Here is a 16,123-nt window from a genome sequence, read left to right on the forward strand (position 1 = left end):
AACCCCTCCACATTCTCCGCCAATTGCCTAGCCTGCGTTGGCGCGCATGTTGCGTCGGCTGTTGCGCCGCGCGGTCGGGCGCGCGGCCTCCGCGATGATCCCGTTGGTCACGGGCGCGACGTCCTTGCGCGATCTCGCATCCGTCACCCTGTGCAGCCGCTCGTAAGGCAGCAGCTCCTGGATGCGGGCATTGAGCGCCACGATCTCGGCGCGCAGGTCCTCGCATTCCTGTTTCTGGATATCGAGCTGGATCTGCTCGGACGCCTGCTGCAGCGAAAGCTGCGAGAGGTTGGTGCTGGCCACCGACAGGTTCTTCTTGTCGACTTCGCTCTCGTTCCTGAGAACGGCAAGCCTTTCCTCCGCGATCTGCCGCTCGGTCACGGCATCGTTCAACTGCGCCTTGAGCCTTGTCGTCTCGGCAAAGGCTTCGGTCTTGTCGTTCGAGGCCTGCTCCAGCCGCGATTGCAGCTCCTGGATCTCGGAGCGCAGGCCACGCAGCTCCGCCTGGCTCCGCGCCAACTCGGCCGCGCCGTCGCTTTCGGCGATGCGGGCCGCCTCGGCTGTTTCGGCAAGCCTGGTCTGCGTCGTCTCCAGCGACTTCTGCAGCCGGGCCTCCTCCTTCTCGTGGCTGCCGAGTTGGGCCAGCAGTTCGGCGATATGCGCGGTTTCGTTGGCGTGGGTCGCCGAGAACTCGTCGAACTTGTGCCGGGCTTCCGCCTCGCGCTTTTGCGCCTGCTCCAGGTCGACCGAGAGGCCGACCTGCTTTTCGCGCAGCAGCTTGTTCTCGGCGGCGCGCCTGTCGGCCTCGACGGTCTTGGCCGTCAGCGTCTTGACGATCTCGCCGAACTCCGCCTCGCGCCTGGCGCTCTCATTGCCCATCTCGACCATCTCGAGCCGCACCGCCGCAAGCGCCTCGCGCAGCGACTCCCGGTCCTGGACAAGGCTCGCCTCGCGCTGTTGCCAGGCCTCTGCCGCTCCGTCGCGCTCGCGCTGCTTCCTGGCGGCATCGAGCAGTTGTTCCGACATGGTCTTGTGTTCGGCGCTCAGAGCCGCGTTCGCGAGCTCCAGCTCATTGGCGCGCAGCGCATCGCGATGCAGAACATTCAGGATATCGCGCGTCATCTGGTGCGCGGTGGCAATCTCGGCCAGCCTCGTCTCGATCTCCTCGAGATGGCCCTGTCCGTCGCGGAAAAGCCCGGCGACGGCTTCCAGGGCGGCCAGCCGCGTCTGGGTGTGCGGCGTCAGTCGCGATGGGGCCGGATCGGGTTGGGCTCCCTGTGGCGGATCCTCGCCGCTTGCCGCCACCTCGGCGGGCGCATCGTCCTCCAGGGACGTCTGTTCGTCAGCCGCAAGACATTCCTCGAAAGCCTCCGCCAGATCCGATTGGAGCTCCTGAAATTCCTTGTCTACGTCCTCGGCCCGCTTGATCAGGGATTTGAAATTCATAACGGCACACCTCTTACGCTCACACCCGCCGTATTACTTAACGAATTACTAATTTATCCCTTTACGTGCCGCTCGGGAAGCCTGACCAAAAGAAGGAAGAAATTAAGGTTATCGCGGGTTTCCAGAGGCTTGCGCGACGTTCCGCCAGCGTCACCTCTGCCAAGCGCGGCAAGTGCCTTTTTGACCTCGCGAGCGCCCTCAAACCGATAGCGATTGGGTAAGCAAGAAAGCGGCGGCCCTTCACCCGCCGCAACCAACCTCTTGTTGCCTTCGCGTCTCGTCACGATATTGTCGTGCCGAGGGCGGTCCCAGCCGGGCGCCGCCGGCACAATTGAAAATTATCGAAGGATGGAAGCCTGAACGCGCCTGGCGCGACGGGGGGAGCAGAGACGTGGGAAAGTTCAGATGACGGATACGAAGACGACGGAAACAAGGACATTCGAGGCAGACGTCTCGCGGCTGCTGCACATGATGGTGCATTCGGTCTATTCGGACCGGGACGTCTTCCTGCGCGAGTTGATCTCCAACGCCGCGGATGCTTGCGAGAAGCTGCGTTTCGAGGCGATCACCCGCCCCGAATTGCTGGGCGAGGACGCAAAGCCGCGCATCACCATTTCAGCCGATCCCGATAACAAGCAACTCAGCGTCGAGGACAACGGCATCGGCATGGGACGCGACGAGATGGCAGAAGCACTGGGCACCATCGCCCGCTCCGGCACGCGCGCCTTCATCGAACGCGTCGAGGCCGGCAAGGCAACGGAAGATTCGCAGCTCATCGGCCAGTTCGGTGTCGGCTTCTACTCCGCCTTCATGGTGGCCGATCATGTCGACGTCATCAGCCGCCAGGCCGGCAGCGAGGAAGCCTGGCGCTGGTCGTCCGACGGCAAGGGCACCTACGAGATCGCGCCGGTGCCGCTTGCCGCCTCGCCGAAGCGCGGCACGCGCGTCGTGCTACATCTGATGGAGGACGCGACCTCCTACACCACGCCTTACCGGCTGGAGGGACTGGCAAAGTCGCAGTCTGGCCATGTGCCGGTGCCGATCGCGCTGGTCGAAAAGCCTGGCGCAGAGCCGCGCGACATCGCCGACGGCACGGCGCTGTGGGTGCGGCAAAAGAGCGAGATCAAGCCCGAGGAATACACCGACTTCTACCGCAGCGTCGCCGGCCAGTATGACGAGCCGGCCGCTACGATCCACTTCCGCGCCGAAGGCCGGCAGGAATACAGCGTGCTTGCCTTCGTGCCCGGATCGCGCCCCTTCGATCTCTTCGACCAGGACCGCAAGGGGCGCATGAAGCTCTATGTGCGGCGCGTCTTCATCACCGACGACGCCGATGTCCTGCCGCGCTACCTGCGCTTCGTGCGCGGCCTGGTCGATTCCGCCGACCTGCCGCTCAACGTCTCGCGCGAGATGATCCAGGAGAGCCCGCTGCTAGCCGCGATCCGCAAGGGCGTGACCAACCGCGTGCTCGGCGACCTCGCCAAGTTAGCCGACAACGATGCCGAGGCCTACGCCAGGATCTGGGAGAATTTCGGCGTCGTGCTCAAGGAAGGCCTCTATGAGGATTACGAGCGGCGCGAGCAGCTTTTGAAGCTCGCCCGCTTCCGCTCGACCGCTTCCGGCGAAACCCTGCGCAGCCTTGCCGACTATATCGCGGCGATGAAGGACGGGCAGAAGGCGATCTTCTTCATGGCCGGCGACGACCGCGCCCGGCTCGAAGCCTCGCCGCAGCTCGAAGGATTTCGGGCGCGCGGCATCGAGGTACTGCTCCTGACCGACCCGGTCGACAGTTTCTGGACGACGATGGCGCCGGAATTCGACGGCAAGCCGTTCAAGTCGGTGACGCAGGGCGCGGCCGACCTTTCGGAGATCCCGCTGCTCGACACTGCGGCTAAGCCGGAAACAACGGCGACGCCGGAGATCGACGACTTCCTCGCCTTCGTGAAATCAACGCTCGGAGACGAGGTCTCGGACGTGAAAGCCTCCGACCGCCTGACCGAGAGCGCCGTCTGCCTGGTCGCGCCCGAGCATGGCCCCGACCGCCAGTTCGAGCGTCTGCTCAACGCCGCCGGCCGTCTCGACAAGGCGGCGAAGCCGATCCTCGAGATCAACCCGCGCCATGAGCGCGTGGCGGCGCTGGCGAAGCTCGGCGACGACGAAAAGGCGTTCAAGGAAGATGCCGCGCATCTGCTTTACGACGAGGCGCGCGTGCTCGACGGCGACAAGCCAGCCGACGCCAGGGCGTTTTCGGCGCGGCTTGCCCGGCTGATCGAGCGCGGGTTGGCGAAGGGGTGATAAGCGCGCTGGCGATAGCCAGTAGAGAGACGCACAGCCCCTTGCCTTCGTCATCCTAGGGCGTAGCAAGGAGCAAAGCGACGCGCGAAGACCCTAGGATCCATGCCGTGACGCTAAAGCGTTGCAACGGTTACAGAATTCTGCGCCGCTGCACTCTTCGGCAGAGGTCACGGCATGGATCCTCGGGTCAAGCCCGAGGATGACGACCGGAGGGTGTCGGCCCACAGCAGAGGCCGCCTCACTTCTAAGCCGCCCCTACCCCCTCAGCCCCGGCGCCTCCTGCCCGGTCCTCGCGACATATTCCGTATAGCCGCCGCCATAGGTGTGGATGCCGTCGGGGGTGAGCTCCAGGACGCGGTTCGAAAGTGCCGCCAGGAAATGGCGGTCGTGCGAGACGAAGAGCATGGTGCCCTCATATTGCGCCAGCGCCTCGATCAGCATTTGCTTGGTCGCCATGTCGAGGTGGTTGGTCGGCTCGTCGAGCACCAGGAGGTTGGGCGGATCGAACAGCATCAGCGCCATCACCAGCCTGGCCTTCTCGCCGCCTGAGAGCACGCGGCACTTCTTCTCGATCTCGTCGCCGGAGAAGCCGAAGCAGCCGGCCAAAGCGCGCAGCGGCGCCTGGCCGGCCTGCGGGAAATTATCCTCCAGCGTCTGGAAGACGGTGCGCTCGCCCTCCAAGAGTTCCATGGCGTGCTGGGCGAAATAACCCATCTTGACGCTCGGGCCGCGCGCCACGGTCCCCTCGTCCGGCTCTGAGGCGCCGGCGACCAGCTTCAAAAGCGTCGACTTGCCGGCGCCGTTGACGCCCATCACGCACCAGCGTTCGCGGCGGCGGATCTGGAAATCGAGGCCCGAATAGATCGAGCGGCTGCCATAGCTCTTGTGAATATTCTTCAGCGTCGCCACGTCCTCGCCGCAGCGCGGCGCCGGCTGGAACTCGAAGGCGACCGTCTGGCGGCGCTTCGGCGGCTCGACGCGGTCGATCTTGTCGAGCTTCTTCACCCGGCTCTGCACCTGGGCAGCGTGAGAAGCGCGCGCCTTAAAACGCTCGATGAAGGCGATCTCCTTGGCCAGCATCGCCTGCTGGCGCTCGAACTGCGCCTGCAGCTGCTTGTCGGCCAGCGCCCGCTGCTCCTGGTAGAACTCGTAATTGCCGGAATAGGAGGTGAGCGCGCCGGCGTCGATCTCGATGACCTTGGAGACGATGCGGTTCATGAACTCGCGGTCGTGCGAGGTCATCAGCAGCGCGCCGTCGTAATCCTTCAGGAATTTCTCCAGCCAGATCAGGCTTTCGAGGTCGAGATGGTTGCTCGGCTCGTCGAGCAGCATGACATCCGGCCGCATCAGGAGGATGCGGGCCAGCGCGACGCGCATCTTCCAGCCGCCGGAGAGTTTTGCGACGTCGCCGTCCATCATCTCTTGGCTGAAACCCAAACCGTCCAGCACTTCCCGCGCGCGGCCGTCCAGCGCATAGCCGTCGAGTTCCTCGAAGCGGTGCTGCAATTCGCCGTAGCGCTCGATGATTTGATCCATCTCGTCGGCGCGATCGGGATCGCCCATGGCGTGCTCGAGCTCGCGCATTTCGGCGGCCACCGCGCTCACCGGCCCAGCGCCTTCCATCACTTCCGCCACCGCACTCATTCCTCCCATGTCGCCGACATCCTGGCTGAAATAGCCGATGGTGACGCCGCGATCGACCGAGACTTGACCCTCGTCAGGCTGCTCCTGCCCGATGATCATGCGGAACAGCGTCGTCTTGCCGGCGCCGTTCGGGCCGACAAGCCCGATCTTCTCGCCTTTCAGCAAGGCGGCCGAGGCTTCGATGAAGACGATCTGTCGGCCGTTTTGCTTGCCGATGCTTTCGAGACGGATCATGGGGCGGTCCGGGTAAATGCGCTGAGGTGGCGGGATTTGCCCGGGCGTGTACGCGAAGGAAGCCGCGGAGGGAAGAGCGCAAACGCCGCAGATGAGGTGATCTCCCCCCTTGAGGGGGAGATGTCCGGCAGGACAGAGGGGGTCGTCTCACATAGAGTGCCGACCTCCTCTTTCGTCGCGGAAGGCGTCGGCGCTTCACGCGAGGCGACCCCCTCTGTCGCCTTTGGCGACATCTCCCCCTCGAGGGGGGAGATCAGCTGCGCCCTACTTCGCGTCGTGGAAAATGATGCCCACCGTATGCCGCCGCCCTGAGCGCAGGCGGCTGACGCCGTGGCGCAGGTTGACGCGATAATAACCGCGCGAACCCTCGACCGGGCGGTTGTGGACTGCGAAGATCACCGCGTCGCCTTTTCTCAGCGGCACCACTTCGGCGCGGCTCTGCATGCGCGGGCGCTGTTCCGTGAGCACGAATTCGCCGCCGGTAAAATCCTCGCCGGGTCCGGATAGCAGGATCGCCACCTGCAGCGGAAAGGCGAGCGCGCCGTAGAGGTCCTGATGCAGGCAGTTGAAGTCGCCGGGGCCGTATTGCAAGAGCAGCGGCGTCGGCTTGGTCTGGCCCTCGTCGTGGCAGCGCTTGAGGAAAGCGGCATGGTCGGCGGGATAGCGCTGCGCCACGCCCATCTTCTCGTTCCAGTCGTTGGCGACGCTCGCGAGATGCGGATAGAGCGCGGTGCGCAGGCCCTCGATCAGATCCGGCAGCGGATAGCGGAAATAGCGGTACTCGCCCTTGCCGAAGCCATGGCGGGCCATCACCACATGGCTGCGGAAATGCTCCTCGCGCGGATAAAGCGCGGCGATCCCGGCGCATTCCTCGGGCGACAGCAGGCCCGGCACGACGGCTGAGCCATGGGCGCTGAGCTCGGAGACAAGAGCGCGCCAGTCTTGCGCTGCGACGCGGGCTTCGGCGGAGCGGCTTGCGCGCTTGGTGTTGAGGGAGTGGATGGTCATGGTTTGGCTCCATCGCTTGCTTGTTCAGAAGATGGGGCGCATGTGGGAACGGAGCCACCCGATTCCTGCGGAGGTGGAGAACTGGATCGCCGGAATGTCGGCAGGACAGAGGGGGGCGAAGGGATCGCGACCTCAGCCTTTTCTGCGATACCTCTCCAGCTCCGGATCAAGCTCCACCTTCACCGCATTGGTGAACACACACGTCGCGACCATGATGCCGGCGAAGGCGGTGACGTTGACGAGCAGCGTCTGGTCATAGCGCGCCTTGAGTGCCGTCCAAATCTCGTCCGGAACGGCATTGGCGCCGGCCCCGACGGCCTTGCCGAAGCCGATCAGCAGCGCCTCGTCGGCTGTGGGCACGATCGTTTCGGGGTCGAGGCCGGAATCGATCAGCGCCCGGCGGAAGAAGGTGACCGGTATTTCGGCGCGCATTGTCTCGGAGATCGCCTTCGAGAACAGCCAGATTGCGCGGTCGTCGAGCGTGGGTCTGAGAAGATCACGCAAAGTGAACCATTCGGCGTAGATGCGGTGCGCCGCCGGCGAATTGAGCAGGATGCGCTTCATGTTGGTCATACGGCCGCGCAAGGCGAGTTCCCGGTCATGCTCGGCGCGGATTTCAGCCGAAGCCGTCGCGTAGTCGATCGGGGAGAGATGCGCCATGGGATGCCCCTCACCCCAGCGTCGCGTGAAGTGCTGGCGCGCAGCGCAGCGTGTTGGAGACGGTGCAGATATTTTCGGCATCCCCGACGATGCGCTGCCTGGTGGCCGCATCGAGATCGCCGGCGATCTCCAGCCTGATGTTGAATTTTTCGACCCGCGACGGCTCGTCATTCGCCTTTTCGCCGCTGACCTCCGCCCTCACCTCGCCAAGCCGGTCGGCGACGCCGAGGCGGGTTGCCGCGATCCGGGCACTGAGCACCATGCAGGCGGCCAAGGAGGCATAGAGCAGGTCGAGCGGGTTGAAGCCCGGCGCGCTCACCGAAGTCACGACGTCGACCGTGCCGCCGGTCGGCGTCGTCACCGCCGGCAGGCCTCCCGGCGGCAGGACGGCCAAAGCGCCGGTCGCACGCGTTCTGATCCTTAGCTCGCTCATCGAATGTCCTTCGTCCGATCTGATGGCCATAGATAGCGGACGGGAATTCATCTCGGCAATCGCCGAGGGCGCTGCCGTTCATCGCCGGCGCAGGCTCCCGCTTTCCTCTTGTGATGGCAAAAGTCCGCGAAGCGTTCGGACAAGCCGTGTTCCAGCTTGGCAATTTGGTTCGGCCAGTCAACAATCCGTGGCAATGCGCGCCTGCGCCAACGGCAAACGGGATTGAGCGTCATGACACGATGGAAATCCGCCGCGGTCGCGACGCTTGCCTCCACCATCACCTTGTGGCCGGCCGACAGCCTGCCGGCGGGCAGTACCCGCCCGGGTCCGATGTCTCGCGCGGAAGCCTTCGCGCGCGCCGAGGCACTGACGGCGCTCGGGCGAAAAATGTTTTTCGATCCGTCGCTGTCGGCGTCGGGCAGGCAGGCCTGCTCGTCCTGCCACGACCCCAACCATGCCTTCGGCCCGGCATCGGCCGCGCCGGGCGAGATGGGCGGGCCGAGCCTCGACCAGCCGGGCCTGCGCGCCGTGCCGTCGCTGCGCTACCTGCAGGCGGCGCCCGCCTTCACCGAGCATTTCTATGATTCCGAGGACGAGGGCGACGAGAGCGTCGACAACGGCCCGACCGGCGGACTGACCTGGGACGGACGCGCCGACCACGGCAAGGACCAGGCGAGGATCCCGCTGCTCTCGCCCTTCGAGATGGGCAACAAGGATGAAGGGGCCGTGGTCGCCGCTTTGCGCAAGGCGCCCTATGCCGATGCCTTCAAGGCGGCCTTCGGCGCGGACGTGTTCGAGCATCCGTCCGAGGCCTTCGACGCGGCGGTGGAAGCGCTCGGCACCTTCGAGCAGAGCAGCGCCGATTTCTATCCCTATTCCAGCCGCTACGACGCCTTCCTCGCCGGCAAGGCGACCTTGACCGCGCAGGAGCTGCACGGCCGCGCGCTGTTCGAAGACGAGAACAAGGGCAATTGCGCAAGCTGCCATTTGAGCGAACCGGCGAACGACGGCGAGCCGCCGCAGTTCACCGATTTCGGATTGATCGCCATTGCCGTGCCGCGCAACCCGGCGATCCCGGCAAATGCCGATCCCAACTATTTCGATCTCGGCCTGTGCGGCCCGCTGCGCGCCGACTTCAAGGGCCGGGCTGAATATTGCGGCCTGTTCAAGACGCCGACGCTGCGCAACGTGGCGCTGCGCAAGAGCTTCTTCCACAACGGCTATTTCCACACGCTGCGCGAGGCGGTCGCCTTCTACGCCAGCCGCGACAGCGACCCAGGCCGCTGGTATCCGAAAAATGCCGACGGCACCGTCAACAAATTCGACGACCTGCCAAAAGCTTACTGGGGAAACCTCAACACCGACCCGCCCTTCAACGGCAAGAGACCCGGCGACCGGCCGGCGCTGACCGACGCTGAGATCGACGACATCGTCGCCTTCCTCGGCACGCTGACCGACGCCGACCAGGCGGGGCAGTGACGGCGCTGCGTTGCCCAAGCGCATGGTGCGGATTTGCCGTCCGGTACCGAATCGGACAAAAGCGTATGTGGGCTAGATCATAGGAGCGCCATGAAACGCCTTCTATATTAGAGGCTCTTCATGGATGGAGTCTCGGATGAGATTCGTCGCGTTACGGGATCCGACCGACAGTTGGACGGTGTTTGATACGGCCAATGAGGGGCCCGCCGAATTTGGCGGCCGCGTACTCATTGGCCTGACGTCGCATGACGCCCTGCGGCTCGCGGCCGCGGCCAATGATGAAGCGGGATGCCGGAAAATCAATGTGCTGGCATCTCGTCAAGGCCAGTAAGGTGGATCCCGGACAGTTCCCCTTTCCTCCCGGAAAAGCGCAAGCGAACAAGCGGTTGAGACGGCGCGCTGCCAGATTGATTCAGGTCACTCATCCAGCCGGCGCATAGCGGTTCACCACCATGCCGCAGGCATAGGCTTTCGAGCCGATGAGCTTCAGCCTGGCGAAGCCGCCCTGGTCGAAGATGCGGCGGCCGCTGCCCAGTACCGCCGGGTTGATGAAGAGCTGGAACTCGTCGACCAGACCGGCCGAGACCAGCGCCGCGGCAAAGCCGGCGCCGCCGAACACGGCGATGTTGCCGCCCTCGCCCGCCTTCAACGCGTTCACCTCGCGCGGCAGGTCGCCGCTCACGACCCGCGTGCGCTCCCAGCGCGAAGCCTGGAGCTTGTCGCTCGCCACCACCTTCTCAGCTTCGACGATGCGCTGGGCAAAGGCATAGAAGCGGTCCCTTGGGTATTTCCTTGCCGCCCTGCCCCAGTGGTTGAGATAGCCCTCCTCAGCCATCTTGCGGCTCAAGAGGATGGTGTCGATGGTCGTGAAGACGGCGTTGAAGTCCTGTTTAAGCTCCTCGTCCCAGGCGCTGTCGCCGCCCCATTCCCAGAGCTGCCAGCGACGGTCCTCATCGGCGCCGACGAAGCCGTCGACCGACATCTGCATCTGCAGGATCAGCTTTTTCATCGCGCGGTCCTCCTCAAGCGATTTGTCGAGCACAATCGATTTACTTTCGGAACCGTTTGACGTATAAGGAGAATGGTGTCAATAGTAAAGTGATTTAAAAATGGAACCATAAATCCATGTCGACCAGGGAAAGATCCGGCTGCCCGATCAGCCTCTCGCTCGAGCTTATCGGTGACCGCTGGACGCTGCTCATCATCCGCGACATGGTCTTCGCCGGGAAAAGGCATTTTCGCGAGTTCCTGCAGTCGGACGAAGGCATCTCGTCGCGCACGCTGGCCGAACGGCTGCAGACGCTGCAGGACGAAGGCATCCTCACCCGCAGCGAAGATCCATCTCACGGGCTGAAGGCGATCTACCGGCTGACCGAGGCCGGCATCGACCTTCTACCGGTGCTGGCGACGCTGGGCGCCTGGGGGAGCAAATATCGTAGGGCGGACGGTGATCTCGCCCGGATCGCCAGGGAGCTCGCGGCCGGGGGCGAGCCGGCACTGGCGCGGATGAAAGAGAAACTGCGCGCGGAGCATCTGGCCTGAGGAGCTTTCAGCGGCGCTACCTCACGCACCCTGCAAAAACGACAATCGGCATCACGTCTCGTAGTAGTGAAGCTCCAGCAAAAGGCATCCCGTCTGCGATCGAAAGGGGCCATGATAGACACCTGGTGGACGGCAGGCATAGGTGTTGGGAGCAAAACTCTGCGCCGGCTCTTTGGGTGACGCCGCGCCGACGATGAGATCGCCGGAAAGCAGATAAACCTCTTCCCAGTATTCGTGCACAAACGGCACCGAGGTGAAGGCGCCAGGCAGGAACCGGAGCAGCCGCGTCCGGCTGCCCGTCTTGCCTGCTTCATCGAGGTAGCCGGCGAGAATCTTCTGTTCGATGCCGGGCGGATAGCCGGGCGGCCTATGCCAATCCTCGCCCGCCATTTCGACAGCGTGGAATTCCTTGTGTTCCTTGTGGATAGGCACGGCGAACCTCAAGCAGCATCCAAGGCGCCGCGACCGGCTCCATCATCCAGGGAGTAGCTGTCCAGCATGTGGTCGACGAGCTGCGTGCAGCGGTCCCAGTCGAAGGTGCGGAAGCTGTGCCCCTTGGTGACGAAGCTGGCGCCAGCATAGAACATTTCGTACTGGGTGTGGCGCGAGGCGAATTCCGAGCCGACCGCATCCCAGGCCAGCTTGAAGAACTTTACCCGCCCCTCTGACGAGGTGACCGGCGACTGCTGCGTCTTTTCGATTAGCCCGCGCAGATGGGGATCGGCGAAATCCTGGGCCGAGGACGGCAGCATGATCAGCCCGCCACCCGCCAGGTCGCGCAAAGCGGCGATCACCTCGCAGTAGAGCTGCTGCGTCAGCACCTGGGCGGAATAGAGCGTATGGGCATCCGGCACGAAATATGCGCCACGTATCTGGCCTTTCACTTCCATGGCGTGCACCAGCGCGTCGACCACGGCGTTCTGCGCGGCAAGCTGGCCCAGTGCCTCGCGCACCTGCGGAAAGCCGATGACGCCGTTCGTCTCGGCGATGCGCCGAGCGATGCCGGTGAGAAAACGCATCTTCACCATCAAACGGATCTGCGCCTGATAGTTCTGGAAGACGTGTGCCGGGGTGGCATGGAACTGCCGCTGGCACATAGCGACGTCCTGGTTGATGAAGACGCGGTCCCAGGGAACTTTCACATCGTCGAAGTAAAGCACCGCGTCGTTCTCGTCGAAGCGGCTGGCGAGCGGATTGTCGAAGACGTTGACAGCGCTTTCCTCATAGGACTTTCGTGACAGGATCTCCAGCCCGCCGGCATTCATCGGCACCGCGAAGGAGACCGCATAGGGTTCGTCGCCTTCACGCAATGGCTGGATGCATGTGATCAACACCTCGTTCGCCATGATGCCGCCCGTCGCCAGCATCTTGGCGCCGCGGATGGTCAGGCCGCCTGCATCCTGGTCGACGACGCCCGCAGTGAGGAAGCGATCCTGCTGTTCGCTCGCCGGCTTCGAACGATCCGCCTGCGGATTGAGGATGGCATAAGTGAGGTAGAGTTCATTGTCCCTGGCGAAGCGGTAATATTCGGAAAGCGCGCCGGCGCGGACCTTGTCGTAGGCTTCGAAAACTTCGATGCCCATGAACATGCCGCAAATGCAGGAAGCAACGTGGTCGGGGGCGCGGCCGAGAAAGCCGTAGTGAAGCTCCGTCCAGGCTTCCAGCGCCCTACGCCGCTCGACAAGCTCAGCATGGCTGCGCGGCAGCTGCCAGATGCGATTGGCACGGCCGCCGCCCTCGGGAACCTCGAATGTCATCAGTTCCCGGTTGTCGGGCCGTGCCTGGAAATCGTAAAGGGAGCCCACCGACCGGATGGTCCGGCGGAAGGCTGGATGGACGGTGACGTCGCCGACCGCCTGCCCGTTGACGTAGACCTGCCTGCCGTCCCTTAGCATCTCGATATGCTGCGCGCCGGTCTTGATCATCTTGCCCTCCAATCGTGCCAAGAAGTCAATAATGGATGTCGAGTGGCCAGAGCGGCGCCAAAGTCTCGCCCGGCTGCAGCGCCGCGTAACGTCCCTTGCTGAAAACCAGTGGCCGGCGGTCACCGAAAGACCGGAACTGCCTGACCCTCGCGATGAACAGGACATGGTCGCCGGCTTCATGCCTGGCCCATGGCTCGCAATCGAACAACGCCGCGGCGCCGGGCAGCAACGGGGCGCCGGAGCCGGCCTGCTCGAAGCGCACACCCACCCATTTGTTGGACAGCGACCGCGCGAAGCGGTTGGAAATGTCCTTCTGGTTTTCGGAGAGAACATTGACCGCGTAACCGTCGGCCCTCTCCCAAAGCGGCAGGCTGACTGCCTTGCGATCGATGCTGAAGAGGACGAGCGGCGGTTCGAGAGACAACGAGTTGAACGAGCTCATGGTCATGCCGAGCCGTACGCCATCGGCTAGGCAGGTGACCACGCACACGCCGGTCGGGAACTGCCCCAGAGCCTGCCGGAACGCATGCAAGTCGAAAACCGTTTCCCGCTCGATGGTCACGCCCGCCCCTTTCGACGCCGTCCGTCAAGTCATCAGATCAAGTCACTCGCAGCCTGCCGTTATTCCTGTTGATAAGCCCTGCGGTCGCCACCTGCGCTCGGGCGGCCCATCCGGCCGAAAACGGCAGCCGCAACGCGACCAACGTACATGCTAGATGCTCGGCGACTGCCGCGGCTGCCTGTTCGGGGTCGCCGCGGCGTATTCCCTCAACAATCGCGGCGTGCTCGGCAAGAACGCTCTCGCCTCGCCCGCCGGAAATGGTCATTACATGCACACCCATGCGCAACTGGCGGTCTCGCAAGCTCTCATAGAAATCGGCGAGCACCGGGTTGCCGGCCGCGCGCACGATGGTGCGATGAAATTCCCGGTCGCATTCGATGAAGGCAACCGGATCCTGCCGCAGTTCCACCTGCTCGGCAATCAGACGGTCCAGCTCGGCGGCAAGCATCTCGCCGAAACTCGCGGCGCGGCGGGAGCACCACTCCTCGACCAGGCCACGCGCCTGCATGACCGCTTCGATGTCAGCCTCTGTGATGGGGGGCACATAGGCGCCCTTTTTGGGCACGATCCGCAGCAACCCGTCGGCTTCGAGCCGCAAAAGCGCTTCGCGCACAGGCGTCCGCGACGTTCCCGTGCCGCGGCAGACCTCCGCCTCTGTCAGGAACGTCCCTTCCTGGCTGGGCAAAGTGAGCACATGCTGCTTCAGCCAGCGGTAGACGATGTCCTGTGCTGCGTCGGCATGACCGCCCAAGACAGAAGCCTCGGTTTCGCGTCGCTTACTCATAGACAATATGTATACATCATGCTTACATCCCGTTCAAGCGTTTCGCCGCAATACCCCTGTGCAGTGCGCCGCAGGCCCTGCTTCAGTCGGCAATGACCGCCCCGTTCCGTTTTCAAGGCTTCGCAATTAGAATGAACACAGGCTGAAGCTGGATTTGCCTCACATGATCGTCCAGGCCTGCATCAACGGCGCGCGTCCCGCCGATTTCCATCCGGCCCTGCCGCTCGACCCGGACGCCATGGCGCGCGACGGCGCGGCTTCGATCGCGGCGGGCGCGGTCGAGCTGCATGTGCATGCGCGCGGCGCCGACCGTCAGGAAAGCCTCGCCCCGGAAGCGATGGACCGAACTGTAGCGGCGCTGCGCCGCGCCTGCCCCGGCACGCTGATCGGCGTCTCCACCGGCGCCTGGATCGAGAAGGACGACAGGCGCACGCTGGCGGCCATCGCCAGCTGGCGCGAGCTGCCCGACTACGCCTCCGTCAACCTCAGCGAGGCGGCGGCACCCGAAGTGATGGAGACCTTGCGCGACCGCGGCGTCGGCATCGAGGCCGGGCTTGCATCGATCGGCGATGCGCTCAGGCTGGCCAGCCTCGACCATGGCGGGCGGGTGCTGCGCGTGCTGATCGAGATTTCCGAGCAGACGCTGGACGAGGCCTTCGCGGTTGCCAACGGCATCGAAAAGGTGATGCAGCGCGAAGGCATCCGGCGCTCAATCCTGCTGCATGGCGAGAACGCGACGGTGTGGCCCTTCGTTGAGCGGGCGGCGAGGAGAAAATTCTCGACTCGCGTAGGGCTGGAGGATGGCAAGGAATTGCCGGACGGAAGCGTGGCCGACGGGAATGCGGCGTTGGTCGCGGCGGCGGTGGGGATTTATCGCAGGGCGTGATGTCAGCCAATCTCCCCCGCAAGGGGGGAGATCGGCAGTTTCGACCTCACTGCGTGTCGGCGTTGGCCCTCAGCTCGGCGCGCTTCCCGTCCGAGACCACGGCAAGGTCGAGCACCTTCTGCAGGCCCGCCGCGTGGCGGAAGTTCGGCTCGGTCTGGATGCCGCTCTTCACCGCCTCGAAGAAGCGCTGGTAATTGGTCGGCACGGTGCCGGCGTCGAGTTCTTCCCACTTGGCATTCTCGACGTTCTGGCTGACGCAAGCCTTCAGCATCGAACCATCAAGGTTGTGCACCACCTCGATGCCGCCCTTGTCGCCATAGATGCGCAGCCTGAGCTCGTTGAGGTGGCCGGTCGCCCAGCGGCTGGCATGCACCACGCCGAAGGCGCCGTTGGCAAAGTCGAGCGTCATGGCGAAACTGTCATTGGCGTCGAGCTGATAGTCGCCGATGCGATTTTCCGGCGCCTTGTCGAAGGCGCGCAGCCGGCAGAAGACATGGTCGATGTCGAGCGCGGCGCCATAGCTGGCGAAATCGAGGATGTGGATGCCGACATCGCCCAGCACGCCGTTCGAGCCGTGGCCGCGCGACAGCCGCCAGAGCCATTTCGGATCGGTGCGCCAGTCGCCCCAGAATTTCGACACCAGCCAGCTTTGCAGATAGGAGGCCTCGACATGGCGCACCGTGCCGATCTCGCCGGCCTGCACCATCTGGCGCGCCTTCTGCAGCGCAGCCACATTGCGGTAGGTGAGGTTCACCATGTTGACGACGCCGGCGGCCTCCGCCGCATCGGCCATCTCGCTCGCCTTGCCGAAATTCTCGGCCAGCGGCTTTTCGCACAGCACCGGCTTGCCGGCGGCGATCAGCGCCATGGTGGTCGGGTGGTGGATACGGTCGGGTGTGACGTTGGCGACCGCGTCGAAATCGCCCCAGTCGAGCGCCCCCTCCAGCGAGGTGAAGCGCTTCGGGATCTTGTAGGCGTCGGCATATTCACCGACGCGGGCCGGATCGACATCGACGGCGCCGACGATGTCGACCCCTTCTATGGCGCTGAAGCGGCGGGCATGTTCCTGCGCCATCCAGCCGGTACCAAGTATCAAAAGCCGCATTTTGCTCCTCCGAGCGAATTGGTTCGATTCAATGATATAAGGCGAAAGCGGTCTATTCCAGACGGGAATTTCTTATGGAATTGCTCTTGGTTGGTCGCAATTCCGGACGGAAAACCGCTA

At 64.2% G+C, this 16,123-nt stretch carries 16 protein-coding genes; 5 read left to right on the plus strand and 11 right to left on the minus strand.

The window, feature by feature from the left end; genetic code table 11:
- Window positions 1-27: 27 nt before the first annotated feature.
- Window positions 28-1,446: a hypothetical protein gene (locus tag EJ071_RS29410; RefSeq protein WP_126100984.1), complete on the minus strand. Its 1,419-nt coding sequence runs from the start codon at window positions 1,444-1,446 to the stop codon at window positions 28-30.
- 405 nt (window positions 1,447-1,851) lie between these two features.
- Here EJ071_RS29410 and htpG point away from each other — a divergent pair, with 405 nt between their 5' ends.
- Entirely contained in the window at window positions 1,852-3,741 is a 1,890-nt protein-coding gene (htpG, locus tag EJ071_RS29415) for a molecular chaperone HtpG (protein ID WP_126100985.1), read from the plus strand.
- Between the two features lie 255 nt (window positions 3,742-3,996).
- Here the strand turns inward: htpG and EJ071_RS29420 are convergent, their stop codons facing one another.
- The 4 genes from EJ071_RS29420 to EJ071_RS29435 all read right to left on the minus strand — a co-directional run bounded on the left by EJ071_RS29420 (window position 3,997) and on the right by EJ071_RS29435 (window position 7,720).
- Entirely contained in the window at window positions 3,997-5,619 is a 1,623-nt protein-coding gene (locus EJ071_RS29420) for an ABC-F family ATP-binding cassette domain-containing protein (protein WP_126100986.1), read from the minus strand.
- 264 nt (window positions 5,620-5,883) lie between these two features.
- A complete protein-coding gene (locus EJ071_RS29425) occupies window positions 5,884-6,627 on the minus strand; it encodes a 2OG-Fe(II) oxygenase (RefSeq protein WP_126100987.1) in 744 nt (247 codons plus the stop codon).
- Window positions 6,628-6,759: 132 nt separating this feature from the next.
- Window positions 6,760-7,287, minus strand: a complete 528-nt coding sequence (locus EJ071_RS29430; RefSeq protein ID WP_126100988.1) for a hypothetical protein — start codon at window positions 7,285-7,287, stop codon at window positions 6,760-6,762.
- Between the two features lie 10 nt (window positions 7,288-7,297).
- Window positions 7,298-7,720 (minus strand): OsmC family protein, encoded by a 423-nt coding sequence (locus EJ071_RS29435; RefSeq protein ID WP_126100989.1) that lies wholly within the window; start codon window positions 7,718-7,720, stop codon window positions 7,298-7,300.
- Window positions 7,721-7,951: 231 nt separating this feature from the next.
- On the opposite strand from EJ071_RS29435, the gene EJ071_RS29440 reads away from it, so the two are divergent.
- Window positions 7,952-9,199: a cytochrome-c peroxidase gene (locus tag EJ071_RS29440; protein WP_126100990.1), complete on the plus strand. Its 1,248-nt coding sequence runs from the start codon at window positions 7,952-7,954 to the stop codon at window positions 9,197-9,199.
- A gap of 136 nt (window positions 9,200-9,335) precedes the next feature.
- Window positions 9,336-9,530, plus strand: coding sequence for a hypothetical protein (locus EJ071_RS29445; protein WP_126100991.1), 195 nt, complete (start codon window positions 9,336-9,338; stop codon window positions 9,528-9,530).
- Between the two features lie 90 nt (window positions 9,531-9,620).
- Here the strand turns inward: EJ071_RS29445 and EJ071_RS29450 are convergent, their stop codons facing one another.
- A complete protein-coding gene (locus EJ071_RS29450) occupies window positions 9,621-10,208 on the minus strand; it encodes a dihydrofolate reductase family protein (RefSeq protein WP_126100992.1) in 588 nt (195 codons plus the stop codon).
- Window positions 10,209-10,324: 116 nt separating this feature from the next.
- On the opposite strand from EJ071_RS29450, the gene EJ071_RS29455 reads away from it, so the two are divergent.
- Entirely contained in the window at window positions 10,325-10,741 is a 417-nt protein-coding gene (locus tag EJ071_RS29455) for a helix-turn-helix domain-containing protein (RefSeq protein ID WP_126100993.1), read from the plus strand.
- A gap of 51 nt (window positions 10,742-10,792) precedes the next feature.
- Here the strand turns inward: EJ071_RS29455 and EJ071_RS29460 are convergent, their stop codons facing one another.
- From EJ071_RS29460 to EJ071_RS29475, 4 genes are read right to left on the minus strand one after another with little or no spacing between them, the layout of a single operon-like run.
- On the minus strand, window positions 10,793-11,173 hold the full coding sequence (locus EJ071_RS29460) for a cupin (RefSeq protein WP_126100994.1): 381 nt from the start codon (window positions 11,171-11,173) through the stop codon (window positions 10,793-10,795).
- Between the two features lie 8 nt (window positions 11,174-11,181).
- Window positions 11,182-12,666, minus strand: coding sequence for a 4-hydroxyphenylacetate 3-hydroxylase N-terminal domain-containing protein (locus EJ071_RS29465; protein WP_126100995.1), 1,485 nt, complete (start codon window positions 12,664-12,666; stop codon window positions 11,182-11,184).
- A gap of 25 nt (window positions 12,667-12,691) precedes the next feature.
- Window positions 12,692-13,228, minus strand: a complete 537-nt coding sequence (locus tag EJ071_RS29470; protein ID WP_245460020.1) for a flavin reductase family protein — start codon at window positions 13,226-13,228, stop codon at window positions 12,692-12,694.
- A 37-nt stretch (window positions 13,229-13,265) separates the two neighbouring features.
- Window positions 13,266-13,979, minus strand: a complete 714-nt coding sequence (locus EJ071_RS29475; protein WP_245460021.1) for a GntR family transcriptional regulator — start codon at window positions 13,977-13,979, stop codon at window positions 13,266-13,268.
- Between the two features lie 196 nt (window positions 13,980-14,175).
- On the opposite strand from EJ071_RS29475, the gene EJ071_RS29480 reads away from it, so the two are divergent.
- Window positions 14,176-14,898 (plus strand): 3-keto-5-aminohexanoate cleavage protein, encoded by a 723-nt coding sequence (locus EJ071_RS29480; protein ID WP_126100997.1) that lies wholly within the window; start codon window positions 14,176-14,178, stop codon window positions 14,896-14,898.
- A 46-nt stretch (window positions 14,899-14,944) separates the two neighbouring features.
- Here EJ071_RS29480 and EJ071_RS29485 read toward each other — a convergent pair whose 3' ends face one another.
- The gene (locus tag EJ071_RS29485) at window positions 14,945-16,003 is read right to left on the minus strand and encodes a Gfo/Idh/MocA family oxidoreductase (RefSeq protein WP_126100998.1); all 1,059 of its coding nucleotides are present in this window, start codon (window positions 16,001-16,003) and stop codon (window positions 14,945-14,947) included.
- Window positions 16,004-16,123 lie beyond the last annotated feature (120 nt).

This window comes from Mesorhizobium sp. M1B.F.Ca.ET.045.04.1.1 (assembly GCF_003952465.1).
GTDB lineage: Bacteria > Pseudomonadota > Alphaproteobacteria > Rhizobiales > Rhizobiaceae > Mesorhizobium > Mesorhizobium shonense.

What these genes read in the sequence shown, in the direction of transcription:
- EJ071_RS29410 (WP_126100984.1), bottom strand. Translation starts at nt 1,446, where the DNA reads ATGAATTTCAAATCCCTGATCAAGCGGGCCGAGGACGTAGACAAGGAA.
- htpG (WP_126100985.1), top strand. Translation starts at nt 1,852, where the DNA reads ATGACGGATACGAAGACGACGGAAACAAGGACATTCGAGGCAGACGTC.
- EJ071_RS29420 (WP_126100986.1), bottom strand. Translation starts at nt 5,619, where the DNA reads ATGATCCGTCTCGAAAGCATCGGCAAGCAAAACGGCCGACAGATCGTC.
- EJ071_RS29425 (WP_126100987.1), bottom strand. Translation starts at nt 6,627, where the DNA reads ATGACCATCCACTCCCTCAACACCAAGCGCGCAAGCCGCTCCGCCGAA.
- EJ071_RS29430 (WP_126100988.1), bottom strand. Translation starts at nt 7,287, where the DNA reads ATGGCGCATCTCTCCCCGATCGACTACGCGACGGCTTCGGCTGAAATC.
- EJ071_RS29435 (WP_126100989.1), bottom strand. Translation starts at nt 7,720, where the DNA reads ATGAGCGAGCTAAGGATCAGAACGCGTGCGACCGGCGCTTTGGCCGTC.
- EJ071_RS29440 (WP_126100990.1), top strand. Translation starts at nt 7,952, where the DNA reads ATGACACGATGGAAATCCGCCGCGGTCGCGACGCTTGCCTCCACCATC.
- EJ071_RS29445 (WP_126100991.1), top strand. Translation starts at nt 9,336, where the DNA reads ATGAGATTCGTCGCGTTACGGGATCCGACCGACAGTTGGACGGTGTTT.
- EJ071_RS29450 (WP_126100992.1), bottom strand. Translation starts at nt 10,208, where the DNA reads ATGAAAAAGCTGATCCTGCAGATGCAGATGTCGGTCGACGGCTTCGTC.
- EJ071_RS29455 (WP_126100993.1), top strand. Translation starts at nt 10,325, where the DNA reads ATGTCGACCAGGGAAAGATCCGGCTGCCCGATCAGCCTCTCGCTCGAG.
- EJ071_RS29465 (WP_126100995.1), bottom strand. Translation starts at nt 12,666, where the DNA reads ATGATCAAGACCGGCGCGCAGCATATCGAGATGCTAAGGGACGGCAGG.
- EJ071_RS29480 (WP_126100997.1), top strand. Translation starts at nt 14,176, where the DNA reads ATGATCGTCCAGGCCTGCATCAACGGCGCGCGTCCCGCCGATTTCCAT.
- EJ071_RS29485 (WP_126100998.1), bottom strand. Translation starts at nt 16,003, where the DNA reads ATGCGGCTTTTGATACTTGGTACCGGCTGGATGGCGCAGGAACATGCC.